Annotated in this window: 32 protein-coding genes and 2 tRNA genes; 17 read left to right on the plus strand and 17 right to left on the minus strand. The window is 65.3% G+C overall.

Annotation, left to right across the window (positions count from 1 at the left end; translation table 11 throughout):
- Window positions 1-9 precede the first annotated feature (9 nt).
- From W911_RS10475 to W911_RS10485, 3 genes are all read right to left on the minus strand, one after another.
- Window positions 10-1,014 (minus strand): SPFH domain-containing protein, encoded by a 1,005-nt coding sequence (locus W911_RS10475; protein ID WP_023787515.1) that lies wholly within the window; start codon window positions 1,012-1,014, stop codon window positions 10-12.
- 125 nt (window positions 1,015-1,139) lie between these two features.
- Window positions 1,140-2,198 (minus strand): ferrochelatase, encoded by a 1,059-nt coding sequence (gene hemH, locus W911_RS10480; protein WP_023787516.1) that lies wholly within the window; start codon window positions 2,196-2,198, stop codon window positions 1,140-1,142.
- A gap of 114 nt (window positions 2,199-2,312) precedes the next feature.
- The gene (locus W911_RS10485; protein ID WP_023787517.1) at window positions 2,313-3,302 is read right to left on the minus strand and encodes a CHAD domain-containing protein; all 990 of its coding nucleotides are present in this window, start codon (window positions 3,300-3,302) and stop codon (window positions 2,313-2,315) included.
- Window positions 3,303-3,766: 464 nt separating this feature from the next.
- Between W911_RS10485 and W911_RS10490 the strand changes: the two genes are divergently transcribed.
- Window positions 3,767-4,627 carry a DUF1499 domain-containing protein gene (locus tag W911_RS10490; RefSeq protein WP_023787518.1) on the plus strand — a complete coding sequence of 287 codons (861 nt, stop codon included), beginning with the start codon at window positions 3,767-3,769 and terminating at the stop codon, window positions 4,625-4,627.
- Here the strand turns inward: W911_RS10490 and W911_RS10495 are convergent.
- From W911_RS10495 to W911_RS10505, 3 genes are all read right to left on the minus strand, one after another.
- A complete protein-coding gene (locus W911_RS10495) occupies window positions 4,578-5,486 on the minus strand; it encodes an MBL fold metallo-hydrolase (RefSeq protein WP_023787519.1) in 909 nt (302 codons plus the stop codon). The two genes, W911_RS10490 and W911_RS10495, sit on opposite strands and share 50 nt — an antisense overlap.
- 116 nt (window positions 5,487-5,602) lie before the next feature.
- A complete protein-coding gene (locus W911_RS10500; RefSeq protein WP_023787520.1) occupies window positions 5,603-6,289 on the minus strand; it encodes a YhfC family glutamic-type intramembrane protease in 687 nt (228 codons plus the stop codon).
- An 86-nt stretch (window positions 6,290-6,375) separates the two neighbouring features.
- Complete coding sequence (locus tag W911_RS10505; RefSeq protein WP_023787521.1) at window positions 6,376-7,374, minus strand: MBL fold metallo-hydrolase; 999 nt, start codon at window positions 7,372-7,374, stop codon at window positions 6,376-6,378.
- A gap of 61 nt (window positions 7,375-7,435) precedes the next feature.
- Here W911_RS10505 and W911_RS10510 point away from each other — a divergent pair, with 61 nt between their 5' ends.
- Window positions 7,436-8,215, plus strand: a complete 780-nt coding sequence (locus W911_RS10510; protein WP_023787522.1) for a helix-turn-helix transcriptional regulator — start codon at window positions 7,436-7,438, stop codon at window positions 8,213-8,215.
- Between the two features lie 8 nt (window positions 8,216-8,223).
- Here the strand turns inward: W911_RS10510 and W911_RS10515 are convergent, their stop codons facing one another.
- Both W911_RS10515 and W911_RS10520 read right to left on the minus strand, forming a co-directional pair.
- A complete protein-coding gene (locus W911_RS10515) occupies window positions 8,224-9,609 on the minus strand; it encodes an AtzE family amidohydrolase (RefSeq protein WP_023787523.1) in 1,386 nt (461 codons plus the stop codon).
- Complete coding sequence (locus W911_RS10520) at window positions 9,606-9,830, minus strand: DUF4089 domain-containing protein (protein WP_023787524.1); 225 nt, start codon at window positions 9,828-9,830, stop codon at window positions 9,606-9,608. Before W911_RS10520 ends, W911_RS10515 begins: the two co-directional genes overlap by 4 nt.
- 78 nt (window positions 9,831-9,908) lie before the next feature.
- Here W911_RS10520 and W911_RS10525 point away from each other — a divergent pair, with 78 nt between their 5' ends.
- The 5 genes from W911_RS10525 to W911_RS10545 all read left to right on the plus strand — a co-directional run bounded on the left by W911_RS10525 (window position 9,909) and on the right by W911_RS10545 (window position 12,074).
- Window positions 9,909-10,826 carry a pirin family protein gene (locus tag W911_RS10525; protein ID WP_023787525.1) on the plus strand — a complete coding sequence of 306 codons (918 nt, stop codon included), beginning with the start codon at window positions 9,909-9,911 and terminating at the stop codon, window positions 10,824-10,826.
- 152 nt (window positions 10,827-10,978) lie between these two features.
- Entirely contained in the window at window positions 10,979-11,359 is a 381-nt protein-coding gene (locus W911_RS10530; protein ID WP_023787526.1) for a phasin family protein, read from the plus strand.
- Between the two features lie 238 nt (window positions 11,360-11,597).
- A tRNA-Pro gene (locus W911_RS10535) sits at window positions 11,598-11,674 on the plus strand.
- Window positions 11,675-11,719: 45 nt separating this feature from the next.
- Window positions 11,720-11,794, plus strand: a tRNA-Gln gene (locus W911_RS10540).
- Between the two features lie 76 nt (window positions 11,795-11,870).
- Window positions 11,871-12,074 (plus strand): hypothetical protein, encoded by a 204-nt coding sequence (locus W911_RS10545; protein ID WP_023787527.1) that lies wholly within the window; start codon window positions 11,871-11,873, stop codon window positions 12,072-12,074.
- A gap of 40 nt (window positions 12,075-12,114) precedes the next feature.
- Here W911_RS10545 and W911_RS10550 read toward each other — a convergent pair whose 3' ends face one another.
- The 7 genes from W911_RS10550 to queC all read right to left on the minus strand — a co-directional run bounded on the left by W911_RS10550 (window position 12,115) and on the right by queC (window position 16,442).
- Entirely contained in the window at window positions 12,115-12,303 is a 189-nt protein-coding gene (locus tag W911_RS10550) for a hypothetical protein (RefSeq protein ID WP_023787528.1), read from the minus strand.
- Window positions 12,304-12,914: 611 nt separating this feature from the next.
- Window positions 12,915-13,376, minus strand: coding sequence for a preQ(1) synthase (gene queF / locus W911_RS10560; protein WP_023787530.1), 462 nt, complete (start codon window positions 13,374-13,376; stop codon window positions 12,915-12,917).
- 20 nt (window positions 13,377-13,396) lie between these two features.
- Window positions 13,397-13,783, minus strand: a complete 387-nt coding sequence (locus W911_RS10565) for a 6-pyruvoyl trahydropterin synthase family protein (protein WP_041318394.1) — start codon at window positions 13,781-13,783, stop codon at window positions 13,397-13,399.
- Between the two features lie 72 nt (window positions 13,784-13,855).
- Window positions 13,856-14,485 (minus strand): 7-carboxy-7-deazaguanine synthase, encoded by a 630-nt coding sequence (queE, locus tag W911_RS10570; protein ID WP_023787532.1) that lies wholly within the window; start codon window positions 14,483-14,485, stop codon window positions 13,856-13,858.
- A gap of 57 nt (window positions 14,486-14,542) precedes the next feature.
- Window positions 14,543-15,085 carry a Dps family protein gene (locus W911_RS10575; protein WP_023787533.1) on the minus strand — a complete coding sequence of 181 codons (543 nt, stop codon included), beginning with the start codon at window positions 15,083-15,085 and terminating at the stop codon, window positions 14,543-14,545.
- A gap of 127 nt (window positions 15,086-15,212) precedes the next feature.
- A complete protein-coding gene (locus tag W911_RS10580; RefSeq protein WP_144083579.1) occupies window positions 15,213-15,587 on the minus strand; it encodes a hypothetical protein in 375 nt (124 codons plus the stop codon).
- A gap of 123 nt (window positions 15,588-15,710) precedes the next feature.
- A complete protein-coding gene (gene queC, locus W911_RS10585) occupies window positions 15,711-16,442 on the minus strand; it encodes a 7-cyano-7-deazaguanine synthase QueC (protein ID WP_023787535.1) in 732 nt (243 codons plus the stop codon).
- Window positions 16,443-16,632: 190 nt separating this feature from the next.
- Between queC and eno the strand changes: the two genes are divergently transcribed.
- The 10 genes from eno (at window position 16,633) to W911_RS10635 (ending at window position 24,658) form a co-directional block, all read left to right on the plus strand.
- Complete coding sequence (eno, locus tag W911_RS10590; RefSeq protein ID WP_023787536.1) at window positions 16,633-17,922, plus strand: phosphopyruvate hydratase; 1,290 nt, start codon at window positions 16,633-16,635, stop codon at window positions 17,920-17,922.
- A gap of 175 nt (window positions 17,923-18,097) precedes the next feature.
- Entirely contained in the window at window positions 18,098-18,430 is a 333-nt protein-coding gene (locus W911_RS17825) for an FtsB family cell division protein (protein WP_244438493.1), read from the plus strand.
- A gap of 241 nt (window positions 18,431-18,671) precedes the next feature.
- Window positions 18,672-19,661 (plus strand): thiamine pyrophosphate-dependent enzyme, encoded by a 990-nt coding sequence (locus W911_RS10600; protein WP_023787538.1) that lies wholly within the window; start codon window positions 18,672-18,674, stop codon window positions 19,659-19,661.
- A gap of 8 nt (window positions 19,662-19,669) precedes the next feature.
- A complete protein-coding gene (locus W911_RS10605; RefSeq protein WP_023787539.1) occupies window positions 19,670-21,010 on the plus strand; it encodes a transketolase C-terminal domain-containing protein in 1,341 nt (446 codons plus the stop codon).
- Between the two features lie 247 nt (window positions 21,011-21,257).
- Window positions 21,258-21,785, plus strand: coding sequence for a hypothetical protein (locus tag W911_RS17410; protein WP_144083580.1), 528 nt, complete (start codon window positions 21,258-21,260; stop codon window positions 21,783-21,785).
- Window positions 21,786-21,980: 195 nt separating this feature from the next.
- Window positions 21,981-22,283 carry a hypothetical protein gene (locus W911_RS10615; protein WP_023787541.1) on the plus strand — a complete coding sequence of 101 codons (303 nt, stop codon included), beginning with the start codon at window positions 21,981-21,983 and terminating at the stop codon, window positions 22,281-22,283.
- Between the two features lie 113 nt (window positions 22,284-22,396).
- Complete coding sequence (locus tag W911_RS10620) at window positions 22,397-22,687, plus strand: hypothetical protein (RefSeq protein ID WP_023787542.1); 291 nt, start codon at window positions 22,397-22,399, stop codon at window positions 22,685-22,687.
- Window positions 22,688-22,800: 113 nt separating this feature from the next.
- On the plus strand, window positions 22,801-23,775 hold the full coding sequence (lipA, locus tag W911_RS10625) for a lipoyl synthase (protein WP_023787543.1): 975 nt from the start codon (window positions 22,801-22,803) through the stop codon (window positions 23,773-23,775).
- Between the two features lie 13 nt (window positions 23,776-23,788).
- Window positions 23,789-24,253, plus strand: a complete 465-nt coding sequence (locus W911_RS10630) for a type II toxin-antitoxin system RatA family toxin (RefSeq protein WP_041316478.1) — start codon at window positions 23,789-23,791, stop codon at window positions 24,251-24,253.
- A 114-nt stretch (window positions 24,254-24,367) separates the two neighbouring features.
- Window positions 24,368-24,658: an EF-hand domain-containing protein gene (locus W911_RS10635; protein ID WP_023787545.1), complete on the plus strand. Its 291-nt coding sequence runs from the start codon at window positions 24,368-24,370 to the stop codon at window positions 24,656-24,658.
- A 73-nt stretch (window positions 24,659-24,731) separates the two neighbouring features.
- Here W911_RS10635 and W911_RS10640 read toward each other — a convergent pair whose 3' ends face one another.
- On the minus strand, window positions 24,732-25,229 hold the full coding sequence (locus W911_RS10640) for a CinA family protein (protein ID WP_023787546.1): 498 nt from the start codon (window positions 25,227-25,229) through the stop codon (window positions 24,732-24,734).
- A gap of 86 nt (window positions 25,230-25,315) precedes the next feature.
- The gene (locus W911_RS10645; protein ID WP_023787547.1) at window positions 25,316-25,813 is read right to left on the minus strand and encodes a MarR family winged helix-turn-helix transcriptional regulator; all 498 of its coding nucleotides are present in this window, start codon (window positions 25,811-25,813) and stop codon (window positions 25,316-25,318) included.
- Window positions 25,814-25,920 lie beyond the last annotated feature (107 nt).

Consider the following 25,920-nt stretch of genomic DNA (forward strand, 5'->3'; position numbering starts at 1 on the left):
TATGACGGCTTAAACCTGCGGCACCCCGGATGAACGCCCGCCGCCGGAAGGCTTGGCCGCACCGCGCTGAGGAGCCGCGCCGCTGCCGTTTCCGCCGCCTCCGCTGAAGGCTTCCCGGGTGATCTCCGTGAGGCCCGCGAGCGAGCCAATCACGGATGACGCTTCGAGCGGCATCAGCACGACTTTCTGGTTCGGCGCCTTCGCAAGAGCTTCGAGAGCCTTCACGTAATTGTTGGCGACGAAGTAATTGATCGCCTGAACGCTTCCCGATGCGATGGCATCCGACACCATCTGCGTCGCCTTCGCTTCGGCTTCCGCCTCGCGCTCGCGCGCTTCCGCATCCTTGAACGCCGCTTCGCGCCGGCCTTCGGCTTCCAGCACCACGGCCTGCTTCTCGCCTTCGGCCTTGAGGATCGCGGCTGCCCGCAGGCCTTCGCTCTCCAGGATCTGCGCGCGCTTCTCGCGCTCGGCCTTCATCTGCCGCGCCATGGCGTCGATGAGATCGCGCGGCGGCGCGATGTCCTTGATCTCGATGCGCGTGACCTTCACGCCCCAGCTCTCGGTGGCCTGATCCACCACGTCGAGCAGTTTGGCGTTGATGACGTCGCGGTTCGAAAGCAGCTCGTCGAGATCCATCGAGCCCATGACGGTGCGGATGTTCGTCATGGTGAGGTTCACGATCGCGTTTTCGAGGTGATCGACCTCGTAGGCGGATCTGGCAGCATTCAGCACTTGGAAGAACGCGACGCCATCGACGCGCACCATCGCGTTGTCGCGCGTGATCACGTCCTGGCTCGGAATTTCGAGCACCTGTTCCTTGACGTTCACGTGATGGCCGATGCGTTCGACGACGGGGACGAGGAAATGCAGCCCCGGCGTGAGCGTCCGGGTGTAGCGGCCGAAACTTTCGACGGTGTAGTTGTAACCCTGAGGAATGATCTTGACCGTGGACCACAGCACCGCCGCCGCCAGCACGATCAGAAGGATACCGAAAACCTCGAAGCCGTTGAACATATGGATCCTCTCCCGGAGGGCGGATGAGACGTTAACGAAAGCATCTGAGCATAGGCCCGTTCCGGGCTGCCGTCAGCGCCGACGTCGGTTGATCCTTACTCTGTCGGTTATCTTTGTGGCAGCCCTCAGACCCAGCCTGAAATCTCGCGGCGCACGACGGCCTCTATAACGTCCACCCCATCGTCGCTATCGTTGAGCGCCGGGAGGTAGGCGAACTTCTCGCCTCCGCCGCCCTCGAAGATGTGCCGGTTCTCGCCGTCCAGCTCTTCGAGCGTCTCCAGGCAGTCGGCCGAGAAGCCAGGCGCCACAAGCGCGAGCCGCTTGATGCCCTCCGCGGCGAGCCGCTCGACGGTCTTGTCGGTATAGGGTTCGAGCCAGGGGTCGTTGCCGAACCGCGATTGGAAGGTCGTGAGCCAGCGGTCTTCGGGCCAGCCCAGCGCCTCGCGCAGAAGCCGCGACGTCTTCTGGCACTGGCAATGATAGGGGTCGCCCTGCTCGAAGTATTTGACCGGCATGCCGTGGAACGTCGCGACGATGCGCTCGGGCTCGAAGTCGAGCTTGGCGAGGCTCGCCTTCATCGAGCGGGCGAGGCGGTCGATGTACGTCGGATCGTCGTGATAGGCGGGGGCGACGCGCACAGCGGGCTGCCACCGCATCTTCATGAGCGCGCGAAAGGCCTGGTCGCAGGCGGTGGCCGACGTCGCGGCGGCATACTGGGGATAGAGCGGCACGAGCAGGATGCGCTCGCAACCCGCAGCGAACAGCGCGTCGAGCCGGCTTTCCGTGGAAGGGTTGGCATAGCGCATCGCCCAATCGACGATGACGTGCGGCGCGTCCGAAAGGCGTTTCGAGAGCTTTTCCGCTTGCGATCGCGTGATGGTCTTGAGCGGGCCTTCGTCCTTCTCGTCGTTCCAGATGGTGGCGTAGTCTTTCCCCTTCCGCCCGGGCCGGACCGTGAGGATGATGAGGTTGAGGATCGGCCACCACTTCCAGCGCGGCTCCTCGATCACGCGCCGGTCCGACAGGAACTCCTTGAGGTAGCGGCGCATGGCCCAATAGCCGGTGCCGTCCGGCGTGCCGAGGTTCAGGAGCAGCACGCCCACCCGACCGTGGCTGACGTCCGGATGATCCTTCGGCCAGTGGCTGCGATCCGGCTCGAAGCCGTTGTCAGCTTTCGTCAACATTTCGAGGTTTGCTCCCGCGTCCGTCTTCCCGCATGGACGTTCTACGCACATCCGCCACGGTCAGATGCGCGTTTCGAGCGGCGTAGGCAAGTCCGGCAGACCCCGAAGGTGGGGTCAGGAGCGGGAAAAAGCTTGCTTTTTCGAGGATGTAGATCGGGGATGGCCGCTCTTTTCCGCCTCCGCATCGATCGCAGCCTTTGCCGCAGCCGCATCCCATAGGGTCGCGATCCAGTGACCGTGGGCTTTGGGCGATGCAGCGAACAGCATGTCCCCGCGAGGTTCCGCGAGGCGTCTCAGCATATGCTGACGCGCCGCAATCACGGTCAGTACGGTCTCGATCTCGGCGTCGGAGAGCGTCCCCGCATCGAGCGCAGCAAGGCGGGTTTTAAGGAGCGCGAGGTCGTGGTCGTCGCCGAGAATCTGGGACAGTTCCCGCGCCGCCGCCACGCGCGCCTCGAACATGTCGGGCCAAAGCCGGGTGAGAAGCGCCATGTGCCGCCAATGGGCCTGCACCGCCTTGCGAAACGTGTGGAAGTCCTCGTCGTCGCCGGTCGCGTACGCCGTGACCAGGCTTTTCCGCCCGCGCCGGTAGACGCGCAAAAGCCCCGCGACCAGCGTGGACGTGCTTTTGGGACTGAGCTTGAGATCGCGAAAGCTTTTGAGCGCGGCCGTCAGGTCGGCCCGAACGTCGGAGAGCGTGGCCGGGTCGACGGCGCCGCCGGCCGCCCCCCCATCCTCCGCAGCGCGGGCATCGAGGAAAGCCCCCCTTGCGCGGCGGAGCGCTGCGCGTGCCTCGTCGTCTGCGGTCGTTGCTTCGAGCTGCACCAGCGTTTCGATCACCACATGATCGTCGCGCACAGAGGACAGCCGGCCTGCAATTTCCCGAAAGCGGGCGTTCTCCGTCTGGAACACCTCTTCTCCGAGCCCTTCGCGTCCGAGCCGCAACAGCGCGCGAAGACGCTTCAGGCATTTGCGCGCTTCATGCACCTCCGTCGCGACATCGACACCGGCCGCGAGTTGGCCAAGCGCGCGCTCGATCTGTTCGGTGCCGATCCTGCGGAAATCCTTTGTGATCGGCTCGTGGAGCCTGAAACGGAAGGCCATGGGAGAGTATGCTCGCTGACGGCGTGTGGAATTAACGGGAAGGAGTGTAGCCAGTCCGCATGACGGTTCGGCGACACTGGAAGGATTTGGAAAACAGTGCGTTTTTGCCGAATGCTTATTGCGGCATCGCTGACCGGCAGCCCCGCTGGGAACTGCAACTCGTGTGCACACGCTAAAATGCTGTCTCAGGCGCTTCGGACGGGTAAGATACCACGCGGGGCAAAGGGCGCATGCCCCTTCGTTGTGACGCAAGCGTGCAAATATGACGGTGTCTGCTGGGAGGCGCCGACGCTTGCTGCTCGGGCGTTCCGAGCTGCCGTCCGTCGTACTTTTAACCTTGGGCGGTATCCTCCAACCGCCCCCGCAAGGCCCGCCCGTCCGGCCGGGCGACTCGGCTCTACAATTCGTCCGATTCCGGGGGTATCCTAATCCGAGTCTCCCAATAGCAAGGCGCTCGAACAACCATGGTCGCTGAACTCGAAAGAGAGCCGGCTGCAAGCCGTTGGGCGACCCGGGCCGCGCTGTTCGCCTTCGGCCTTCTCGTGACGGCCGCGTTCCTGCATCGTGTCGTCGGCATGGCCACGCCCGTGGCCTTCAACCTCGTGATGGTGGCGCTGGGGATCGCCGTCTTCTCGATCCTCGCCGCGATGGTTGCCGCCTTGATCATCTGGCACACCGGCCGCCCCGGCACCGCGCGGGTTCTTTTCGCCGTGACGTTGAGCCTCGCGTTGATCGCCCTGCCGCTTGTCGGCATCGCGTGGGTGCGCGAGCACCCGCTCGTGAGCGACATCACCACCGACTTCGGCAACCCGCCGAGGTTCTCCGCCGTGCTGCGCCTGCGCGGGCCCGGCAGCAATTCGCCTGTTTACGACCGCGCCCGTTTCGAGGACGAACAGCAGCGCGCCTATTCGGATATTCGCCCGATCCGCATCGATCGATCGAGCGAGGACGTGTACGCGGCCGCAGTCGATGCCGTGAAGCGTCTTAAGATGACGCCCGAGCGCGAGGAGCCGCCCAATCTCGAAGCCGGCACGCCTGGAATGATCGAGGCCGTCGATCGCTCGCTGATCATGGGACTTTACGACGACATCGCAATCCGCGTGGCGGGCAACGCGGAAACGGCTCGCGTGGATATTCGCTCGGCGCAGCGCTTCGCCACCGGCGACATGGGCCGCAACGCCGAGCGCGTCCGCGAGTTGATCAAGGAGATCCACGCCCGCATCGACGCGTCCGTGCCGACGGCGCGGGAAACGAAAGAGGAAGCGCCCGCCGCTGCTAAGCGGGAGCGAGGGAGCCGCTCAGCGTCTGACCGTCGCCGCAGGTGACCAGCCCGCGTGCGATCAGGTGTTCCACATGCGCCTGCACCGAGAGTGCGGCGGCGCGTACGAGTTTGCCGTCGATCGTCGGATAGACGACGGGCACGATGGCCTCCACGCTCTCGCGCCCGCCGCGGATCGCATCGAGCACCTGTTCCTCGCGCCAACGCCGATGCAGCAGATAGGCGCGCACCGTCCGTTGCGGTTCTTCCAGCCGGTCGCCATGGCCCGGCAGATAGACGGTCTCGCGGCGTGCAAGCAGAAGTTGGAGCGAGGCCACATAGTCCGCCATATGCCCTTCGGGCGGCGCGACGAGAGTCGTGTTCCAGGCCATCACGTGATCCCCGGAAAAGAGAATGTTGCGCCCGACGAGCGCGAAGCAGAGATGGTCCGGCGCGTGGCCGGGCGTGTGGATCGCCTCAAACGCCCACTCCGGGCCTTCGACAACGTCGTGATGATCGACCCGCACGTCGGGCGCGAAAACGTAATCGATGAACTCGGAGCCCTGAGGCTGGATCGCAGGACCGTGCGCTGCGATGTCCGTGCGGCCATAGCCGTAGATCGGCGCGCCCGTGGCGTCGCGGAGGGCGGCCGCACCGTCCACATGATCGCGATGCGCGTGCGTGACGAGGATCTGCCGGATCGGGCGGCCAGCCGCGGCTTTCAGGATCGCGGCGCGGTGGGCGTCGTCGGCGGGACCGGGATCGATGACGGCAAGCTCGGTCATTCCGACGAGATACGTGTTCGTCCCCTTGAACGTCAGCGGGCTCGGATTGTTCGCGACGAGACGCACCACGCCAGGGCTCACCGGCGCAGGCAGGCCGTAGTCGAAGCTCATGCTCGTCTTGAAAGTGAGATCGTGCGCCATCGGCCCTCGAAACTGCCGTAAGCCGTCAAACTTAAGGCGTTTCTGGCGCGGATAGAAGCGGCATGGGGTCGCTTGCCGCGGAGCGTTCCGGTTTAGCGGAGACCTCGCACAGTTTCTTAACCAGCCGCGCGAAGGCGAAACAGCACCGCAAGAGCGAGAACGGCGACGAGCCCGAGCGCCGCCTCCGCCGCAATCGGTCCATAGCCCGCCAGCACACTCACGCCGATGGCATTGGCCGCCGCATGGGCGCCGATGGCTGCAGCAAGCCACGCAAGATTGCGCCGCGTGATGGCCTGGAGAACCACCACCGCCAACGCCACGTGGAGAGCGAGCGCGAAAACGCGTTCGACGGCGCCGAGAAACGGCACGGCCCAGGGCAGGGTGTCGGGTCCCGCCGGCAGCGCTGCAAGCTGCCAAGCCATGAGGCAGCCCAGCAGAATGGATTCGATGCCGCCGTGCCCGACGCCGAACGTCACCGCCGCGTTCCATGAGCGCGCATCCGGAATGGCATGGCGATAAGCGAGATAGCGCGCGCCTTCCTCGAACAGTCCGGCCGTGACCGCGAGAATGGCGATGTTGAAAACGGCGAGGTAGGCCGGTGGCGGCAGCGGCAATGCGCCGGACTGAAGGAGCGCCGTCAGTCCTTGCAGCAGTGGCAGCCGGACGGCTTGTGCGAGGAGAAATGTTCCAGCGCCCCAGGCCAGAAACCGTACCGGCGTGCCGAGGCGTCGAACAACGACCCATGCCAACGTGACGGGGAGCAGGATCATGATCCCGCTGGCGAGAAGGGCAGAGGAAGGCATGTCGGCTCAGGCGGTGGCGAAAGGCTTCGGTTGGGAGACTAATCGGCCTCCCAACCGAATCCAAGCAGCGTGCCTCCCGCGGGTCATCAGCGGTTGAGCTGATAGGTGTGCGCGAGCCAGCGATAGCCGGAGCCATCCAGACGCTCGACGTATCCGACCGAAGGGAACGGCATGTGATAGCCGACGACGGGCACCCGCTCGGTCGCCAGCATATCGAACACGCGCTTCCTCGTCGCCGCCGCCTGTTCCCTGTCGATGTCGAACACGCAGTGCCAGTCGGGACGGGCGAGAGACGCCACCTGATGATGCGCGCAGTCTGCCCAGATGTAGAGCTGCTTCCCGTCGCTCTCGATCATGAAGTTGAGATGGCCCGGGGTATGCCCGTAGGCCTCCACCGCATGGATGCCGGACACCACCTCGTCGCCCGGCTTGACGAACGTGAAGCGCTCGGCAATCGGCGCGGTGTTGGCGCGATAGACGGCAGCGAGCCCTTCGAGGTCGCCCGAGTGCTTGCCTTCGGGCGCCCAGAAATCGTGCTCGACCGCGCCGATCACATAGCGCGCGTTCGGGAACAGCGGCTTGCCGCCCTCGATCAGGCCGCCGATATGATCCGAATGGCCGTGGGTAATGACAACCACGTCGATCTCTTCCGGCTTGAAGCCTGCGGGTGCGAGGCCCGCCGCGAGCCAACCGCCGTTGGGGCGCGCGACGAAACCGTTCTCGCCGTTGCCGGTGTCGAACAGCACCACTTCGCGTCCGGTGTTGACGATGGTCGGCGAAAAACCGGCTTGATAGGCGTCCGTCGGCAGAAGGTTGTCGCGCATGAGACTGGCGACCTCCTCTTCCGACGCATTCCCTCCGATGAGAGGATAAGGCCCGTCGATGAAAATCTCGGTATCCGCAATCGTCGTCAGCTCGAACGCTCCGACTTTGTAGCGCCAGTGCCGCGGCTGCCAAACACCGAGCTTCGGCGCGGCGGCCTCGGCCGTTCCGCTCAATCCGCGGGCGGCCAGCGGCGCGGCGGCAAGGGCCGCGGCGGCGGTCAGCAGGGTGCGGCGGCTGGGGCGGACATCGAAGGTGGACATTGAGATCGTTCCTTTGAACTGCTAAGGCGCGGAAAGCCTAGCCTACGGGAAAGGGGCCCACTTGTACGAACGTGCTGCCACGTCTGAGACGGATCTAAAGCCCATCTGGCACCTGGATGCCGGACGCGCGCTGTTCGTCGGCCCGCTGACCTATAACGCGCCGCATGCTCACAGCGTGCCGGTTTTTCTCGCGGGGCTCTATGCGCCGTTTGCCGTGAAGATCGACGGGGAATCGTGGACTCAGTGCCGGACGGCCGTCATTCCCGCGGGCGTCACCTATGCCCTGCGCCTCGAAGGTCAGCCGCTTGCCGTCTTCTACCTGGAGCCGAGCGAGGCGGGGAGCGATGCACTCGTGCCGCTCGTTGCCAATGGCCGCGACGTTGCGGGCGCCTTCATCGGCACGGATGGCGAGCTATCGGAATTGCGCGCGATCTACGAGACGCCCGACAGCCCGCGCTGGGCGGGTGACGCACTCGACAGCCTGCTCGCGTTCTCGACACCGCGTGCGCGCCGCACGCTCGACCCGCGCATCGCAAGTACGGTGAAGCTCATTTCGGAAAGCCTTGAAGACACGGTGTCTGCCGCCGACGCTGCCGGTCACGCAGGGCTCTCGTCGTCGCGCTTCCAGCATCTCTTCGCGCGCGAGGTCGGCGTGCCGTTCCGCCGTTTCCGGAGCTGGCAAAGGCTTCGCCACGCCATCGGCGAGGTCGTGGCCGGATCGAGCTTCACGAGCGCTGCCCACGCCGCAGGCTTTTCCGATCAGGCTCACTTTGCCAACACGTTCCGGCGCACGTTCGGAGCGGCAGCCTCTCCGAGCCTCCGAAAGCTTCGCTCGGCCTGAGTGGCAGCTCACGCGCGCCGGTCGACGCCGGCCGCTTCGAGCGTCGCCGCCACGCGCAGGCAATGGTCCTCGCGCCACGGGGCCGCGATCACCTGGATACCATAGTGAAGAGCGCCCGGCTCGCACACGGGCACCGCCGCAACCGGCAGCCCGACGAACGAGATCGGCTGCGTGTAGATTCCCATGTTGGCACGCAGCGGCACCTCGCGCCCTCCGAGGACGATCGTCTTCTGCCCGAGCAGCGGCGCATGTGTGGGCGCGGCAGGAGCCAGGATGACGTCCACCTGCGCAAACACGCCCCGCATGGTCTCTTCGAACATGCGCCGGAAGCGTTGCGCCGCAATGGCCCAACTTGCGGGCAGCATCGCGCCCGCGAGGAAACGGTCGCGCGTCTCGGGATCGAAATCGGCCGCGTGGCGCCGCAGCCGTTCGAGATGCAGCGTGCTGCCTTCGGCGTTGGTGATGAGGAACGCGGCAGCACGCGCTTCTGCAACGCGCGGAATGTCCACCTCCTGCTGCGCGCCCACCGTATCGGCCGCGCGCTCAAGAGCGTCGAGCGCGCCTGCGTCCGCATCGATGCGGAAATAGCCTGTCGCGACGCCGATCCGAAGTCCGTCGAGGCCTTTCGCGATCTCGGCCGCGACCGGCTCGACAGGACGGGCAGCGCAGACCGGATCGGACGGATCGTAGCCCTGCAGCGCGTCGTACACGAATGCGACGTCGTCCACCGAGCGCGCGAAGGGGCCAAGATGATCGAGGCTGTCGCAGAACGGAAACGTGCCCGTGCGCGGCAACCGTCCGTAGGTCGGCTTCAAGCCGTAGAGACCGCAGAACGCGGCCGGCACGCGGATCGATCCGTTGGTGTCCGAGCCGAGCGAAACCGGCACAAAACCGGCCGCCACCGCAGCGGCCGAACCGCCCGACGACCCGCCTGTCATGCGCGCCGTATCGAGCGGATTGCGCGACGGCCCGTAATGCGCGTTCTCGCCGGTGAAGTCGTAGGCATATTCGCCCATGTTGAGCGCGCCGGTGAGAACGGCGCCCGCCGTCGCCATGCGCGAGACGAGGAGTGCATCCGCCGTCTTGGGCGGGTCGGCGGCGTTGATCTTCGAGCCTGCGCGTGTGGAAAGCCCAGCTACGTCGTAGAGGTTCTTCACGGCGTACGGCACACCCGCAAGAGGTCCGAGCGTGGCACCCTTCGCGCGTGCTCTATCGATGGCGCGCGCTTCGCCGAGCGCACGCTCGGCCGTCACGTCGGTGAAGGCGCCGATCTCTGCATCGCGCTCTGCAATGCGGTCGAGGGCTGCGCGCGCGATCTCTTCGGCGGATACGTCGCCGCGCTGGACGGCAAGGGCAATGTCGCGCGCGCCCGTGGGCAGGTTTTGCGTGCTCATTGCGATGTATGCGGCGTGAGTGCGCGCGGCGTGAACACCGGCGCGGCTTCGGACGCGGTAGCTGCGCCCGTCGCCTCGATGCGCGCGGCCATCGCTCGCGCCACATCGACGAACATCGCGACGTTGGCCTTCCACTCGGGCGCGATGGCGAGGCCGAGCACGGCGGCGTTGGCGTCGATGAAGGCTTCCGTGTCGTCCGTCGCCATGATGGTCTTGTTCATCCCTGCCGCTTAATCCTACTGTGTCGAGCCTAGCGGCACGGCCTCGCCCGGCCAAGAGATCTTTCGGGAGATTGAGCGATGAGCTGGCAGCCCTGCGACGATCCGAAATTCGGCGACGCGGTTTCATCGGACGCCATCGAGCACATCATCGTCCCGCGCGTCCGCGACCTCGGCGGCTTCGAGGTGCGCCGCGCGCTGCCTTCGGCGGAACGGCAGATGGTGGGGCCCTTCATCTTCTTCGATCAGGCGGGCCCCGCGGAGCTTCTCGTCGGCAACGGCATCGACGTGCGTCCGCATCCGCACATCGGGCTCGCGACCGTCACGTATCTTTTCGACGGCGGCCTCATGCACCGAGATAGCCTCGGCACGGAACTCGAAATCAAACCGGGCGAGCTCAATCTCATGACGGCGGGGTCCGGCATCGTGCATTCCGAGCGTTCGAGCACGCAAGCGCGTGCCGTCGGCGCACGCCTGTTCGGAATTCAGGCCTGGGCGGCGCTGCCTGCGTCGCACGAAGAAGGTACGCCGGATTTCGCCCATTACGATGCGAGCGCGCTGCCCAGAATCTCCGCTGAAGGAAAGACCGTCCGCCTCATCATGGGATCGCTCTACGGACAAAGCTCGCCCGCGGTGTTTCCGCACGAATGCTTTTACGCCGAAGCCATGCTCGCGCCGGGTGCCGTTCTGCCGCTCGACGCCGATCACGACGAACGCGCCGTCTATATCGTCTCGGGCGAGATCGACGTCGCGGGGCAGACGTTCGGTCCGGGGCGTCTGCTCGTCTTCCGCCCGGGAGACCGCATCTCGATCCTGGCCACCACGAACGCGCGCCTTATGCTCGTCGGCGGAGAGCCCATGGACGGGCCGCGCCACGTGTGGTGGAACTTCGTCTCGTCATCAAAAGATAGAATAGACGCGGCAAAAGCAGATTGGAAAGCTGGCCGATTTGCGCCTGTTCCAAGCGATAACAGGGAGTTCATCCCGCTTCCCGAGTGACACGCGATGGGACAACCCACCGCGCCATAAAGTCTGCGCCAAACCGGCGCGTGGCGCCGTGTCCTGGGCGGAACACGGGAAACCGCTTTTCCACGCCCACGCGAAACGTTACCACTAAACGAGATTTGCCCCCCGAAACGCCGGAGAACCCAATGTCCCAGAACCCGTTCGAAATTCCTCAGCAAGTGCGCGATATGGCGGAGCAGAACGTCGAGCAGGCCCGTCAGGCGTACGGCCAGTTCATCGACGCCATGACGCAGGCCATGACGTTCTGGTCGAAGTCGCTGCCCGCTAACGACGTTTCTTCAGGGTTCCGCTCCGTCCAAGACCGCGCGACCAAGTTCGCCAAGCAGAACGCGGAAGCCGCCTTCGCGCTGGCGAGCGACCTTGCGAGCGCCAAGGACATCCAGGAAATCCTCGCCCATCAGAGCCGTTTCGCCCAGTCGCAGATGCAGGCCTACGCGCTGCAGGCTCAGGAGCTTGGCCGCCTGGTGACGGAAGCCATGCAGAGCCTGCAGAAGCCTCAGCGCTGAGCAGCGCCTGCGCATAGAGAGATTTACGAGGCCGATCAGAGGGCCGGCTGCCCGACGGCGGCCGGTCCTCGGCCTTTTTCCGGGGAGGGATGGCGACAAATTCGGCCGGCGCATGCGTTCGTCGAAAATCACGTACGGAGCGGCTTGCCCAGTCCCTGCCTCGCCGCTATAAAGCCGCCTCGCGCCTTGCTGCGGCAGCGCGGGTCTCATTTCACATTGGGACGAAACGAAGGTCGGGCGGAGCGTAGCGCAGCCTGGTAGCGCACTTGCTTCGGGAGCAAGGGGTCGGGAGTTCGAATCTCCCCGCTCCGACCATTCGTTTCACAGGGCTGTTTCGAGCTGCCCCGCCCTGGCGGCTGATGGGGCGTAGCCAAGTGGTAAGGCAGCGGATTTTGATTCCGCCATTCGGAGGTTCGAACCCTCCCGCCCCAGCCAAATCCTGCAAGAACCGGCAAGACCGAGGGGGAACATCGCTTGGCGGCGGCCGTTAGCGCTGCAAAGGAGATGCAGCATGCCCGACATGGTCCCCGGTCCCGGCACACGTGCAATGTTTCGGTTTGGAGCTTTCGCTGCGATCGTCGTGTTCGTGTTTTTGACCGCGTATTTTCTCTTCTACGGCCCGTTCGATGAGCCGCCACCGTCGAATCCGGCCGAAGGCGGCAATCCGGCCGTCATCGACCGCGCGGCCCCGCCGAAGGCGACCGACTCGCCCTGACGGAGCGCAACGATTTGCCTTTGGGGCCCGGCTGTTCGGCCTACGGATTATGTTCGGGGTAGGCGGGGTCGATCAGGCCGACGCTTTCCATTTCCGAGACAAGCACCAGGAAGCGGCTTCGGGTCAGCGGGCCGAGTTCCTGCCACGGCCGATAGACCGCCGGCCCGTAGTGGGCGCGCATCCCTTCGTAAATTCGCTCTGCGAGCTCTTTGCGCGGCGCTGCGTTCATCGAACTATCCGGTTTTCCGGACCCCAAGCCTGCACAAACCGTTTCTTGTGACATGCGACCTTCTAGCAAGCGCCGCCGATGGCGGCCTTGACCAGACGCAAAGCCTTGCCGGAAAGGTGGCGTAGACTTAGGGGGGTATGCGCGGACAGGGAGGGGCGGCTGCCCTCAAGCCCGCCCACGCCCCAAGGGGCGCGTGAGGCGCTCCGGGACAGGCTCTGCGAGAATCGCGTCGAACGCGTTGCCCGCGAGCGGGCGCGTGGAGAGGAACGCCCGGTATTTCCGGCGAGCATCGGCATTGGACCCGATCGCTTGACGCACGTGACAGGCAAGCGGTGGCTGCAACTCGCCGTCCGCGAGAGCCATAATCAATTCGTCTGGAAGGCCTGCGATCATCTCCGCTCCTGTCGTTCGGCGCGCGGCGATAGCTTCGCGCGACAGCGGCCGCCTCCGTCGACGGCCGGTTCCAAAGGCAACGGAAAGAATGACGCGCGTCCGTCGCTGGAGTTCCGTCAGGACGGGGCAGCGAAACGGTGTGTTGCAAGCGCTACTCGGCGAAACGCCGAGAAGGGGCAAGGCTGAAACGGAGCCTATAGCGCGGGCCTGAAGGCGGTTTATCCGCGTCCGCGGTAAGGCGGAACGCCCTGATCGGGGAGCCACACGCCTTCAGGCACACCCCCGGTCTGCCAGAAGACGTCGATCGGGATGCCGCCGCGCGGATACCAATACCCCCCGATCCGCAGATAATGGGGCTCCAGCAGCGCGACGAGGCGTTTGCCGATGGCGACGGTGCAGTCCTCGTGAAACGCGCCGTGATTGCGGAACGACGCCAGATAGAGCTTGAGCGACTTGCTCTCGACCAGCCAGGCATCCGGAACGTAGTCGATCACGAGATGGGCAAAGTCGGGCTGGCCGGTCACGGGGCAGAGTGACGTAAACTCGGGCGCGGCAAAGCGCGCCACGTAGGCAGTGTCCGCATGGGGGTTCGGAACGCGTTCGAGCAGCGCCTTGTCCGGGCTCTCCGGGATTTCGCTGGCCCCGCCGAGAAGGGTGATGCCGGTGGTTTCGCGGCCCATGCCAACGCGTCCTTTCGAGCTTATTCGGCGGCGTGGGGCAACGTCGGCGCGTCGCCCCGGTAAATGCAACCCTCGTTGCAGCTATCGCGCGAGACCTGGATCTCGGCAAGGCCCGGCACCCGGTTCTGCAAGCGGTTCCAAAGCCAGATCGAAATGCGTTCGAGCGTCGGGGCTTCGAGGCCTTCGATCTCGTTCAAAAGGCGATGGTCGAGCGCGTCGCGCGCCTCTTCGATGGCGGCCGTGAGGTCGTCGAAGTGGAACACGAGGCCGCTCTTTGCGTCCGGCTGGCCGTCGATGACGACGCGCGCGCGGAACGAATGGCCATGCACCCGCGAGTTCGGGTGGCCGATGGGGGCGGACGGCAGGTAGTGCGCCGCCTCGAACAGGAAGTCTTTGTAGATGCGCATGGGGCTCAAATAGGAGATTTCCGGGCAGGGCGCCATCCCCTGCGGCATGGAGGCCTTAACCGCTCGCTCGACCTACGGAATTCCTATCCGCTTGTGGGTCTGCACCGAAAGCCGCCAGATAGGGTGCGCCTTGACGTAGGCGACCGCCGCCGCCGTGTTCTCCGCCAGTCGGGGGCCGTCCATGGGGCTCAGGTAGCGCCGCGGGAAATCGAGCCCGAGCAGGCTCTCGGGCACAAGACCCTCTTGCGGATAGACGAGCTTCAACTCGTCGCCCGAGGTCTGGGCGAGGTCGTTACCGGCCTTGGGGCTCACGCAGATCCAGTCGATCCCAGCGGGCAAGGGGAGGGTGCCGTTGGTTTCGACGGCAATGACGAACCCCTGCCGATGCAACCCGTCGATCAGCGCGTCGTCGACCTGAAGCGCCGGTTCCCCCCCGGTGAGGACGACAAAACGCTCCGCGTCGCCTCCCTGCCACGCGGCGGCGACGGCTTCGACGAGGAGGTGCGCGTGCGCATACTTGCCGCCGCCTTCGCCGTCCGTGCCGACGAAATCCGTGTCGCAGAAATCGCAGGCGGCGGACAGGCGGTCCTTTTCGCGGCCCGACCAGAGATTGCAGCCCGCAAAGCGGCAGAACACGGCCGCCCGGCCCGCGTTCGCGCCTTCGCCCTGCAGCGTGTAGAAAATCTCTTTGACGGCGTACATGGGCCTTTCCCTAAGAGTTAGGCCCATGTTTCGCAAGGTGGCGGAATGGAACTGCGTTTATGGGCCCGTGCGGCGGCTCGTCTCGAACAGGAACCAGTGCCGCCTTTCGGTCTCGTCGATCCACACGTCGAGCAGGCTCGATGTGGCGTAGTCGTTGTGCTCGTCGGTGAGCCCATGGACGATGCGCATGCGGCTGACGAGATCCCTGTTGTCGTCCCTCAGCTCCGCGATCATGTCGAGCGGCTCGACATAGTCGGCGTCGTTGTCCTCCACGCGCTGCAGCCGGCTGATGTGGCCGACGGAGCGGAGCGTGGTGCCGCCAAGCTTTCGCGCCCGCTCCGCGATCGGGTCCGTCATGGCCAGGACCTGGGCCGACTGGTCGTCGAGCATCAGGTGGTAGTCGCGGAAGTGCGGTCCGGACATGTGCCAGTGAAAATTCTTGGTCTTGAGGTAGAGCGCGAACACATCGGCGAGCAATTCGTTGAGCGCGCCGGTGAGATCGCGCACCGCGTTGTCGCCGAGGTCGCTCGGGGTGGCGAGGGGAGCCTTGCGCTTCTCGGCGGCCTTCTTGAGGTCAGACTTGGATTCGGACTTGCCCATGGGGGGTCTCCTGAAGGTTCGGAGCTGACCCATCATAAGTAGGAGCGCTCACGGAGGGTTGCCAGGGAGCGCGTCGATTCACCCTAAGCGGCCTACGAAGGCGTTCGCCAAATCCTAACCTTGATCTTTAGTCGGACGCCGGTCCGCAACGCTCGTAGCTGCCGTTCAAGCGCGTCCCGTTCGCGATAAGCTCGCCGTCGTCGAGGGTGAACTGCTCCGCGACCGGCGACTGCTCGCTCTCTCCGAAGGTGCAATGGGCGGTGACCGAAAGCCTGTCGCCCGACAGTTTGAAGACCGGGTCCGGGCAGAAGCCTGAGCTGTACTTGAAGAGATCCGCGCCGATGGAGAAGTAGTCGCCCTCGGTTTCCTCATTTGAATACTGGCACGCTTGGCCGACCTTTTCCCACCGCCCGTGAAAGGCTTCGGTCGATGTTGCGAACGCCTCGGCAGGGACGAGGACGGCTGTCGCCAAACCGAAAGCGAAGGACAGTGGAATGCGCATGAGGGAAGATCCGTAGCGTGAATGTGCGGCGGCGCGTGGTGCCAGCACCATAGGATGCTCGTACGTTTCGACAACGGCGCCACCGGGGTTTCCTTAACGAGCGCGCGGCATCGACGGCTTGGATCAGAGCGGTTCGCTCGCGGTGTCGGTCGCGGCCGTCTCGCGTTTCCATGCGTTCCATCCCTTGGCGCGGAGCTCGCACGCGGGGCAGGTGCCGCATCCCGCGCCCCACGCGTGCCGCCGGCTCCGGTCGCCAAGATAACAGGTGTGCGTATCCTGAACGATGAGATCGACCAGCGCGTCGCCGCCGAGCGCGTGCGTGAGGGCCCACGTCCCGGCCTTGTCGATCCACATCAGAGGCGTTTCGATGCGAAGCTCGACGTCCATGCCGAGTGAAAGGGTTCTCGCAAGCGTCTGTATCGTGTCGTTGCGGCAATCGGGGTATCCGGAATAATCGGTCTCGCACATGCCGCCGACCAGGGTGCCGATCCCGCGCCGGTAGGCGAGTGCGGCCGCGTAGGTGAGGAACAGCAGGTTGCGCCCCGGCACGAACGTGGACGGCAGGCCCGCGTCCGTCATCGCGATCTCGGTTTCGCGCGTGAGCGAGGTTTCGCTGAGACGTCCGAGTTCGGGGAGAGCAAGGCTGTGATCCGCGCCGAGACGCGGGGCCCATGCCGGAAAGCGAGCCCGCAACCCATCGAGCACCGCGCCCCGCTGCGACAGTTCGACCGCGTGGCGTTGCCCATAGTCGAAGCCAATCGTCTCCACCCGCCCGAAGCGTGCGAGCGCCCAGGCGAGGCAGACGGTCGAATCCTGACCGCCTGAAAAGAGCACCAGCGCGCTGTCATCTGCCATGACCGGATGGCTCCTGTTGTCCAATATGGTTTTCGAACCTACCCGATGGGGTCTTTCCGCGCTCGGCGAACCCAGGTACAACCCGCACCGGCCCCCAACGGGGCGCGTGCGGCACCCCGGCGCGCGAACACGAAAAACAGCCCGACGGCTCATAAAAACCATTGTCCATCAGACTTCCAAGGAAAAGCCCATGACCGCCATCGTCGACATTCTCGGCCGCGAGATCCTGGACAGCCGGGGCAACCCGACCGTGGAGGTCGATGTCATGCTGGAGGATGGCTCGCTCGGCCGCGCGGCCGTTCCGTCCGGCGCGTCCACCGGCGCGCATGAAGCCAACGAGTTGCGCGACGGCGACAAGAGCCGCTATCTCGGCAAGGGCGTGCAGAAGGCCGTGGAAGCCGTGAACGGCGAACTCGCCGATGCGCTGACCGGTCTCGACGCCGAGGACCAGCGCGGCCTCGACGCGGCCATGATCCAGCTCGACGGCACGGAGAACAAGTCCCGCCTCGGCGCCAACGCCATCCTCGGCGTGTCGATGGCCGCCGCCAAGGCCGCCGCGGAAGCGTCCGGCCTCCCGCTCTATCGCTATGTGGGCGGCGCAGCGGCGCATGTGCTCCCCGTTCCGATGATGAACATCGTCAACGGCGGCATGCACGCCGACAACCCCATCGACATCCAGGAATTCATGATCATGCCGGTCTCCGCGGAGACGTGCGCGGATGCGATCCGGATCGGTGCGGAGATCTTCCACACGCTGAAGAAGGGCCTCAAGGACGCCGGCCATAACACCGGCATCGGTGACGAAGGCGGTTTCGCGCCGAACTTGAAGAGCGCAGACGAAGCGCTCGGGTTCATCATGAAGTCCATCGAGGCTGCGGGCTACAAGCCCGGCGACGAGGTGATGCTTGCGCTCGATTGCGCCTCGACCGAATTCTACAGGAACGGCAAGTACGAGCTCGAAGGCGAGGGCAAGAGCCTCGATAGCGCCGGCATGACGCGCTACCTCGAAGACCTCGTCACGCGCTTCCCGATCATCTCCATCGAGGACGGCATGGCCGAGGACGACTGGGAGGGCTGGAAGATGCTTACCGACGCCATCGGCAAGAATGTCCAGCTCGTGGGCGACGACCTTTTCGTCACCAACACGGCCCGCCTCTCGCGCGGCATCAAGACGAAAACGGCCAACTCGATCCTGGTCAAGGTCAACCAGATCGGCACGCTCACCGAGACGCTCGACGCCGTCTCGATGGCGCAGCGCGCAGGCTACACCGCCGTCATGTCGCACCGCTCGGGCGAGACGGAGGACGCGACGATTGCCGATCTCGCGGTCGCCACCAACTGCGGACAGATCAAGACGGGCTCGCTCTGCCGGTCGGATCGTCTCGCGAAGTACAACCAACTCATTCGCATCGAGGGCGAGCTTGGCGATGTCGCACTCTATGCCGGCCGCTCGATCCTGCGCGGCGATCGCGCCGTCTAGGCACGAGGGCCGAGGACAGCCTATGGGCTGCGGAGATATGCTCTCCGCAGCCCTTTGTTTTGCGGGCACGATGTCGATTTTTCCAATTCCTGACGGCGCTTTACCTGGCCTTAAGAGTGCCGCGCGATACTCACCTCGTTCCCGGATCTCATAGTGCGTAACGTCGAACACCCCCGTGCTGCGTCAGCCTTCATACGATCGGCGATCCAAGCTTCGGCAGGCATTGGTTTTGCTTCTCTGCCTTGGCTTAACTGCGTATTTCGCCCATCACACCTTCAAAGGCCGCCACGGTCTTGAGGCTCGAGAACGACTGCTTGAGCGCGAAAGCGCTCTTCAGTTCCAGCTTGAGAGCCTTGAGACCGTGCGGTCGAAGCTTGAGCGCGATGTGGCGCTCCTCCGCCCGGATCTTCCGGACCCCGATTTCGTCGAAGAGATCGCGCGCGAGGTCCTGGGCTTCGCTCATCCCAGGGACAGCATTGTCGCGGAAAGGACGCACGACGCGAGGTAGACCGTGCCGCGGCGTCCCGATGCGAACCCTTGCCGTCAGGTTGCCACAGGTCTCGGCCAGACGTGCCCCGGCATGCATCGCGCCGCGTTGCAAGGCCGCTGACGCACATCAGGCCTGGAGCGCCGCACGCAAAGCTGGCTTCAGCCGGACGTTGTCGTGTAAATTTCGTGGCGCTATGGCAACGTGATGCGTGGGCAGCACACATGTCCAAGCCCATTCCAGAACGGAGCAAGACACCAAGATGACGGGGGCGCCCCCTGGTTCGGCGAGCATCGACAGCATCGCCTTTACGCCGGAGGAGGAAATCCAGGCCTACCGGACGATGCTGCTCATCCGCCGTTTCGAAGAAAAGGCGGGCCAGCTTTATGCGCTGGAAGCGATCCACGGGCTCTGCCCGCTCTCCATTGGGCAGGAAGGCGCGATCGTCGGCCTCATGATGGCGGCGCGCGACACGGATCCCGTCATCACCAGCTACCGGACGCACGGCGTGCTTCTCGCCCGCGGCGTCGAGCCGCGCCGCATCATGGCGGAGTTGCTCGGACGGGAAGCGGGCGTGTCGCGCGGGAGGGGCGGCTCCGTTCGCATGTTCGCCCCCGAGCACGGCTTCTATGGCGGCCACGGCTTTTCCGGCCTCAACGTCCCGGTGGCCGCGGGGCTTGCGTTCGCTTCCCGCTATCGGGGCGACGAGGCGGTGACGGTGTGCTTCTATGGTGATGGCGCGGCTGCGCGCGGCCGCGTGTTCGAGGCTTACCGCTTCGCCGCCGACCGCAAGCTTCCGGTCGTCTTCGTCGTCGACAACAACACGGCCAATCCCGGTGCGGGGATCGTGCTCGGTCCCGTCCCATCCGCCATCGCCGAAAGCGGCACGCCGTTCGCGCTGCCGGGCGAGCAGGTCGACGGCATCGACGTCCGCCGCGCGCGGGCGGCAGGCCGCCGCGCCATCGCGCGGGCGCGCAACGGCGAGGGCCCGACGCTTCTCGAAATGCTGACCTATCGCTATCGCGGCCACGGTGGAATGCCGGCGCGGCGTGGCGGCGCGGAGGCCCGCATTGAGGATGCAGATCCCGTCAGCAAGGCGCGCGCACGCATTCTGGCCACGGGCGTCCTCGGAGAAAAAGACATCAAGGCGCTCGAAAAAGAGGTGAGGGAGGACGTCACGGCCGCGAAGATGGCAGCGCAGGCCGAGCCTGCACCATCGCCGGGCAACCTCCTTTCCGCAGCCGAGGCGTGAGGCATCCGATGCGTCAGCAGATCCTCATGCCGCCCATGACACCGACCATGACCGACGGCAGGATTGCGCGCTGGCACGTGGCCGAAGGCCAGCACGTCGCAGCAGGCGACGTGCTCGTCGAGATCGCAACCTCGACGGCGACGCTCGAAATCGAAGCGTCGAGCGAGGGGCGCATCGAGCGCATCCTCGTGCCCGCGGGAACGGAAGGGGTGAAGGTCAATACGCCGATCGCCATCGTTTTTGCTGGCGTGCCGCGCACATTGGAAGATGCCCCGTCTGCCGCGCTCGGTTTTGCGAGCCTCGGGCCTTTGCCTCACGACGAAGCCCGGCGATCTCCCGCACAAGGGCGCGATCATGCCCTCGCTCCCGCACGTGGGAGCACCTATCGCGAGGCGTTGAGAGACGCGCTCGCCGAGGAGATGCACGCGGACGGCCGCGTCTTTCTGATCGGCACGGACGTCGCCCAAAACCGCGGAGCCCCCAAAGTCGCGCAGGGGCTTCTCGATACCTTCGGCGAAAAGCGCGTGGTGAAGGTCGCAGCCCTCGAAGATGCACTGTTCGGCGTGGCGCTCGGCGCAGCCTTGTCGGGCTTGAAGCCGGTCGTGGAGATCGCCCATTGGGGCCGCGCGCTCGAAGTTCTGACCCCTTATCTCGCGACGGCCGCCGAGACTTTCTATCTCTCGGGGGGAACGCAATCCGTCCCCCTCGTGATCCGCGGCCCGAACGGCTACGTGCCGGGTATGGCCGGGCAGGATGCGCGCTGCGTCGCAGCCGATCTCGCGCGCATCCCCGGCCTCAAGGTTGCGCACCCGGCAAGCGCCTCGTCCGCCAAGGCGCTGCTCCGCGCGGCGATCCAGCATCGCGGCCCCGTGGCCGTGCTTGAGCACGAGTTGCTTTACCCGATGCAGGATGCCACGGCCGACGCTCCGTTCGATCCGACGCCCGGCCGGGCGCGCATCGTGCGGAGCGGACGCCACGTAACGATTGCCGCCGCAGGCCGCGCTGTGGTGACGGCCCTCGAAGCCGCAAGCGCATTGAGCCTCGACGGGATAGAGGCTGAGATCGTGGACCTGATGTGGGTGCGCCCTCTCGACCGCGATGCGGTCGCGGCGTCGGTTGCGCGCACGGGCCGATTGGTGACTCTCGAAGAGGGCGCGGGGGAGGGCGGCATCGGCGCCGAATTGATCGCCCACGTCGCGGCGCATCAATTCCGCGTCTTGCAAAGCCCGCCGCTTCGGATCGCCGGCGCATCCGTCCCGATGCCGTATGCCGCCGAGCTTCAGGCCGCAGCCGTGCCGACTGTGGCGGACGTTGCGCGCGCCATTCAGGGCCTCGTTCTCGCGGCTTGAGCCGGGATTCGGCCGGCATCTTACTTTCAGTTGTTCAATTCGCCCGCGGGTTCCGGGTCGCTGTGCCCACCACTGGACCCCGTTTGTGGCCGTCACGCCACGGCGGCGACATTTCCACAGATTCGCCTCTGTCAATTTCGTCCATACACCGACAAATTGGCCCCGCCTTCTTGTGACGGACGCGAACGAGACCGTAGACCAGGGCGATGGAGCGGCAAACGTCAGGCCGCCGATCATGGGGGACACCATGCGGAAATCCGGAGCGACATTGATTACGGCCGCAGTCGTCGGGCTTGGCCTCGCGGGCTGCTCGGACAGTGGCATCCTTTCGAACCCGCTGACCACACAGTCGATCAACACCGCCCAGGCGGTTCCCGCCGCAAACGCGGTCGATCCGTCCTGTCATGCGCTCGCCCAGCGCATCCAGGCACTGCGCCAGGACGGCCTGACGGAGCGGCTGGAGAAAGCGTCCGTCGGAAAGTCTTCGACGGTGTCCGTCAAGCGCGCCTCGCTCGGGCAGGCCGCGGAGCTCGACAAGGCCAACGCCGAATTCCAGGCTAAGTGCGCAGCGCCCGGCGTTCGGGTGCCGCAACTCGCCGTGCAGCAGGCCGCGCCGGCGGCACCTGCCGCGGCGGCCGCACCCGTCACAGCGGCGCCGAAGACGAACAACGCGGCACAGGTTGTGTCTGCTGCGACACCCCCGCCCGTGGCATCTCCGACACCCCCGGCACAGCGCCACATCGCGCCGCCGGTCATCCCGCAGTCGAGCCCGTAACGCCAGTCATCACGACTTGGCGTCCTGACCGGATCTTGCCGATGGGGCGAAGCGTATGCGCGCCCCTCGGCGTGGGAGTGCTGCACTCCGGCCACAGTTTCGCGCGAATGGCTTGAGAGAAGCGCAGAGGGCTTCTACACTTCTGCTGAAAATCATAATTTGCCAGCGATTACTCTTTTAGAGGGCTTCTGATCCATGACAGCGACGGTGCGTGGCGGCGCATTTCGGTTGGCTCTGCTGGGTGCCGTTGCGACGGCCGTTCTAGCCGCGGGCTGCGCTTCCGGCGGCAATCAGCAAGGGCCAGGGCGCAAAGCGCTTGCGGCTGGCGAAACCTGCGGCTCGATCAAGCAGCAGCTCAACCGCCTCGACGCCAAAGGCGTGCCGTCCGTCATCCAGTCGCAGGCGGCTGGCCGGAAAGTCTCCGCCTCACAAAAGGCCGATGCGGATCTCTACAATCGTCTTCTCAACGATTATCTCGGCGCCCAGTGCCACGCTTGAGAGAGCGTCACGCTTGAGACAACGCCACGGTTGAGGAGTTGTTTCTCGACGTGCGCGCGCGTTTGCCGGCCGTAAAGCGCCAGCCATATTTGGCGTGACTTGAGGGGAGACGCATGGAGCAATTGCAGCAATTCGCAGCCGATAACCCGCAGTGGGTCGTCATGGTCCTCAACGGCCTGGTGGCTGGCTGGCTCGCGGGGCTATTGCTCGGCGGCGGCGGATTGATCCGCAACCTGTTGGTTGGGCTCATCGGCGCCGTGGTCGGCGGAAGCCTGGCCAATGCCGGCCTGCTGACACTGCCGTACGACTTCGATTCCGTCATTCCCTACGGCAACCAGATTGCGATCTCGACCATCGGCGCGATGCTCGTCGTGATCGTCGCCCGCTTCCTCGGCGGGCGCTGATACGCCGGAACGCGAAAACACGCGACACCGCCCCTCACATCGCGACCATTGTCCGCTTTAATCGCGGCGTCTTGCCCTCTAAGTTGAGCCCAAGGCTCAGCCAGAGAATGCCGATGGTCACATTGATCGACATGCGGGGCGGACGCGGGCATCCATCACGGCGTCACCCCGAAAAAGCGCATCGCCCGGACAATCCGATGCCGCCCAAGCCGGCATGGATCCGCGTGCGCGCGCCGGGCTCGGACGCCTTCCTTGCGACGCGCGCCATCGTCCGCGAGCACGGCCTCGCGACCGTGTGCGAGGAGGCCGGTTGCCCCAACATCGGCGAATGCTGGCAGCAGCGCCATGCCACGATGATGATCATGGGCGAGATCTGCACGCGCGCTTGCGCCTTCTGCAACGTGGCGACCGGGGTGCCGCGCCCGCTCAACGCGGACGAGCCGGCGAAAGTGGCCGACGCGGTCGAAGCGCTCGGACTCCGCCATGTCGTCATCACGTCCGTCGACCGCGACGACCTCGCGGACGGCGGCGCGGCTCATTTCGCAGACGTCATCGGGGCGGTTCGCGCACGTGCGCCGGCCACCAGCATCGAGGTGCTCATCCCAGATTTTCTACGCAAGGACGGAGCCCTCGAAAAAGTCGTCGCGGCGCGTCCCGATGTTCTCAATCACAACTTGGAAACGGTGCCAGGCCTTTATGTGCGCATCCGTCCCGGCGCACGCTATTTCCATTCGCTTCGCCTCCTGCAGCGCGCGAAAGAGCTCGACGCAACGATCTTCACCAAATCGGGCCTCATGCTTGGTCTTGGCGAAACGCGCGACGAGGTGCTCCAGGTGATGGACGATTTGCGGTCGGCCGACGTCGATTTCCTCACGCTCGGGCAGTATCTCGCGCCGTCGCCGAAGCATGCGGAGGTCAAGCGTTACGTCCCGCCCGACGAGTTCGACGACCTCAGGCGGATCGCGCTTGCCAAGGGCTTCCATGTGGTCGCGTCGAGCCCGCTCACGCGCTCGTCGTATCATGCGGACGAGGATTTCCAACGTCTCAAGGCCGTGCGCCTCGCCGCCGCCGGAACCCCACCACGATAAGGATCAGTCATACGTGCCGCGCTTCAACACTGTCCGGCGTGTTGCCTTCACGCCCGAGCAAATGTTCGCCGTCGTCGCCGACGTCGAGCGCTATCCGGAATTTCTGCCGCTCGTCGAAGGGCTCACCGTCCTGGAACGTAAGGAAACGCAGGAGGGAAGCGCGCTCACCGCCACCATGACGGTGGGCTACAAGGCCATCACCGAGCGTTTCACGACGCGCGTGGAACTGCTTCCGAAGGCTGGCGAAGTTCGCGTGCGCCATCTCGACGGGCCCTTCAGCCATCTCGAAAACGACTGGCGGTTCGTTGCGGCGGATGGGGGCTCGGACGTGCATTTCACCATCGATTATGCGTTCAGCTCGACCATGCTGTCGCTGATTGTCGGCGCCGCATTCGAGAAGGCCGTAAAGAGCTATACGGAAGCCTTCGAAGCCCGCGCCCGCGCTCTTTACCGCGGCGGTGGGGCAGGTGGGGTTTAGGTCGTGAACTCATCGATATCCCATCCATTTATGAGTTCACGACCTAACTCTCGAAAAAAAGCCTGACTTCTCCCTTATCCTCGTTCACGTCTTGGGCTGTCGAGGGGAACGGGAATGAAATTCTTTCATAGCTGTGTGATGATGGCCGCTCTCGCCGCTCCGGCAATTGCGCACGGCGCGTCGCTGGAGCCGCCTGCGGATTTCGACGAAGCCGCATGGCAGGCGGAATGGGACGCACACGATACGGATCGCGATGGCCGTCTGAGCCGCGAGGAGGCGGTTGCCGGAAATCCGAACGTCGCTGAAATCTTCGATGAGATCGACGCGAATGGCGACGGCTACATCAGCCCGGAGGAAGACAAGGCGATGCTCTGGCGCGCGCAGCAGAAAGACGCGCTCAGGTGAGTGATCGCCTTGTCGCGATTGCGAGCCCTTTCGCGTGCGTGAGCTTGGCGGAATCGAGATCGGCGCTCGCGTTCTACGTGCGCAGCGATCGGCCGAGGAGCGCAAGCGCTTCCGCGACCGTCTTCTCGCGAATGGCCGAGCGGGTCCGGTCCTGCCCAAGGCGCAGCTCCAGCGTCTGCGTCGGCCGTCCGCGAAAGGCGTGGCCGAGATAAACCAACCCGACCGGCTTATCGGCCGAGCCGCCGCCCGGTCCGGCAATGCCGGTGACAGACAGCGTCACATCCGCGGCCGAGCACCGGAGCGCGCCGTTGGCCATCGCTTCGGCCGTCTCCGCGCTCACCGCGCCATACCGCAGCAGGGTTTCGAGATCCACGCCGAGCTGCCCGATTTTCGCGGCGTTGGTGTAGGTGACAAAGCCGCGCTCGAATACATCCGATGCGCCCGCCACCTCGGTGAATAGCGCGGCGATGAGCCCGCCCGTACAACTCTCAGCGGTGGCAAGCTTGAGCCCCTGCGCGCGCAGATCCGAGATCAGCCGCTCCGCTACCGGGACGAGATCGGGGAGAACCATGCGAGTTGCTCCGCGCAAAAGCCGAAATGCCTGAGGGCGAGCCTTGCGGCACGCCCCCGAACAAATAACCGAGAATTTTGGGCCCGTCAGTCGGCGATCAGCTTTTCCGCCGTGCGGAGCAGGTCGTCGAGCTTGGCGCGGGTATCGACACCCATCACGGCGACCGAGCGCGCCTGAGCGCCCTGCCAAACAGGATAGGCATCCTTGAGCGTGATCTGACCTTTGGCCGTCAGATGCAGACCGCGCCCACGCCGGCCGGCTGGCGGATCCATGATGATCAGGCCGAGCGCCAGCAGGCGCTTCAAGTTCCGGGAGAGCGTCGACTTTTCGATATCGAGTTCGTGGCCGATCTCGACCGCCGTGATGCCGTCGCGCGAGGCGAGCTGGGCAAGCAGCGTGTACTGGCTGGCCGTGATGCCGAGCGGGCGCATCGCATCGTCGTAGAGGCGCGTGATGATGCGCGAAAGCTGGCGCACGCGGGTTGCGAGACAGGTTGCCGACGTCGTCTCGGCAATCTCGGAAATGTTGGCCGTAGCGGCGTGGTCCGTCACCGGACGCTCGAGCGTGTGGGTCATCAGGTTCATGGACGTGGCCCCTGGTAAAGCTTAGTGCATCGCTTGTTGCATCGCTTTTGGCATACAACCACCTAGGCAATTTGATGCCGCGATTCTGGGAGGGGGGTCAACGCGAA

It is taken from the genome of Hyphomicrobium nitrativorans NL23 (assembly GCF_000503895.1).
Taxonomy (GTDB): domain Bacteria; phylum Pseudomonadota; class Alphaproteobacteria; order Rhizobiales; family Hyphomicrobiaceae; genus Hyphomicrobium_C; species Hyphomicrobium_C nitrativorans.

What these genes read in the sequence shown, in the direction of transcription:
- W911_RS10475 (WP_023787515.1), bottom strand. Translation starts at nt 1,014, where the DNA reads ATGTTCAACGGCTTCGAGGTTTTCGGTATCCTTCTGATCGTGCTGGCG.
- hemH (WP_023787516.1), bottom strand. Translation starts at nt 2,198, where the DNA reads ATGTTGACGAAAGCTGACAACGGCTTCGAGCCGGATCGCAGCCACTGG.
- W911_RS10485 (WP_023787517.1), bottom strand. Translation starts at nt 3,302, where the DNA reads ATGGCCTTCCGTTTCAGGCTCCACGAGCCGATCACAAAGGATTTCCGC.
- W911_RS10490 (WP_023787518.1), top strand. Translation starts at nt 3,767, where the DNA reads ATGGTCGCTGAACTCGAAAGAGAGCCGGCTGCAAGCCGTTGGGCGACC.
- W911_RS10495 (WP_023787519.1), bottom strand. Translation starts at nt 5,486, where the DNA reads ATGGCGCACGATCTCACTTTCAAGACGAGCATGAGCTTCGACTACGGC.
- W911_RS10500 (WP_023787520.1), bottom strand. Translation starts at nt 6,289, where the DNA reads ATGCCTTCCTCTGCCCTTCTCGCCAGCGGGATCATGATCCTGCTCCCC.
- W911_RS10505 (WP_023787521.1), bottom strand. Translation starts at nt 7,374, where the DNA reads ATGTCCACCTTCGATGTCCGCCCCAGCCGCCGCACCCTGCTGACCGCC.
- W911_RS10515 (WP_023787523.1), bottom strand. Translation starts at nt 9,609, where the DNA reads ATGAGCACGCAAAACCTGCCCACGGGCGCGCGCGACATTGCCCTTGCC.
- W911_RS10520 (WP_023787524.1), bottom strand. Translation starts at nt 9,830, where the DNA reads ATGAACAAGACCATCATGGCGACGGACGACACGGAAGCCTTCATCGAC.
- W911_RS10525 (WP_023787525.1), top strand. Translation starts at nt 9,909, where the DNA reads ATGAGCTGGCAGCCCTGCGACGATCCGAAATTCGGCGACGCGGTTTCA.
- W911_RS10530 (WP_023787526.1), top strand. Translation starts at nt 10,979, where the DNA reads ATGTCCCAGAACCCGTTCGAAATTCCTCAGCAAGTGCGCGATATGGCG.
- W911_RS10545 (WP_023787527.1), top strand. Translation starts at nt 11,871, where the DNA reads ATGCCCGACATGGTCCCCGGTCCCGGCACACGTGCAATGTTTCGGTTT.
- W911_RS10550 (WP_023787528.1), bottom strand. Translation starts at nt 12,303, where the DNA reads ATGAACGCAGCGCCGCGCAAAGAGCTCGCAGAGCGAATTTACGAAGGG.
- queF (WP_023787530.1), bottom strand. Translation starts at nt 13,376, where the DNA reads ATGGGCCGCGAAACCACCGGCATCACCCTTCTCGGCGGGGCCAGCGAA.
- W911_RS10565 (WP_041318394.1), bottom strand. Translation starts at nt 13,783, where the DNA reads ATGCGCATCTACAAAGACTTCCTGTTCGAGGCGGCGCACTACCTGCCG.
- queE (WP_023787532.1), bottom strand. Translation starts at nt 14,485, where the DNA reads ATGTACGCCGTCAAAGAGATTTTCTACACGCTGCAGGGCGAAGGCGCG.
- W911_RS10575 (WP_023787533.1), bottom strand. Translation starts at nt 15,085, where the DNA reads ATGGGCAAGTCCGAATCCAAGTCTGACCTCAAGAAGGCCGCCGAGAAG.
- W911_RS10580 (WP_144083579.1), bottom strand. Translation starts at nt 15,587, where the DNA reads ATGCGCATTCCACTGTCCTTCGCTTTCGGTTTGGCGACAGCCGTCCTC.
- queC (WP_023787535.1), bottom strand. Translation starts at nt 16,442, where the DNA reads ATGGCAGATGACAGCGCGCTGGTGCTCTTTTCAGGCGGTCAGGATTCG.
- eno (WP_023787536.1), top strand. Translation starts at nt 16,633, where the DNA reads ATGACCGCCATCGTCGACATTCTCGGCCGCGAGATCCTGGACAGCCGG.
- W911_RS10600 (WP_023787538.1), top strand. Translation starts at nt 18,672, where the DNA reads ATGACGGGGGCGCCCCCTGGTTCGGCGAGCATCGACAGCATCGCCTTT.
- W911_RS10605 (WP_023787539.1), top strand. Translation starts at nt 19,670, where the DNA reads ATGCGTCAGCAGATCCTCATGCCGCCCATGACACCGACCATGACCGAC.
- W911_RS17410 (WP_144083580.1), top strand. Translation starts at nt 21,258, where the DNA reads ATGCGGAAATCCGGAGCGACATTGATTACGGCCGCAGTCGTCGGGCTT.
- W911_RS10615 (WP_023787541.1), top strand. Translation starts at nt 21,981, where the DNA reads ATGACAGCGACGGTGCGTGGCGGCGCATTTCGGTTGGCTCTGCTGGGT.
- W911_RS10620 (WP_023787542.1), top strand. Translation starts at nt 22,397, where the DNA reads ATGGAGCAATTGCAGCAATTCGCAGCCGATAACCCGCAGTGGGTCGTC.
- lipA (WP_023787543.1), top strand. Translation starts at nt 22,801, where the DNA reads ATGGTCACATTGATCGACATGCGGGGCGGACGCGGGCATCCATCACGG.
- W911_RS10635 (WP_023787545.1), top strand. Translation starts at nt 24,368, where the DNA reads ATGAAATTCTTTCATAGCTGTGTGATGATGGCCGCTCTCGCCGCTCCG.
- W911_RS10640 (WP_023787546.1), bottom strand. Translation starts at nt 25,229, where the DNA reads ATGGTTCTCCCCGATCTCGTCCCGGTAGCGGAGCGGCTGATCTCGGAT.
- W911_RS10645 (WP_023787547.1), bottom strand. Translation starts at nt 25,813, where the DNA reads ATGAACCTGATGACCCACACGCTCGAGCGTCCGGTGACGGACCACGCC.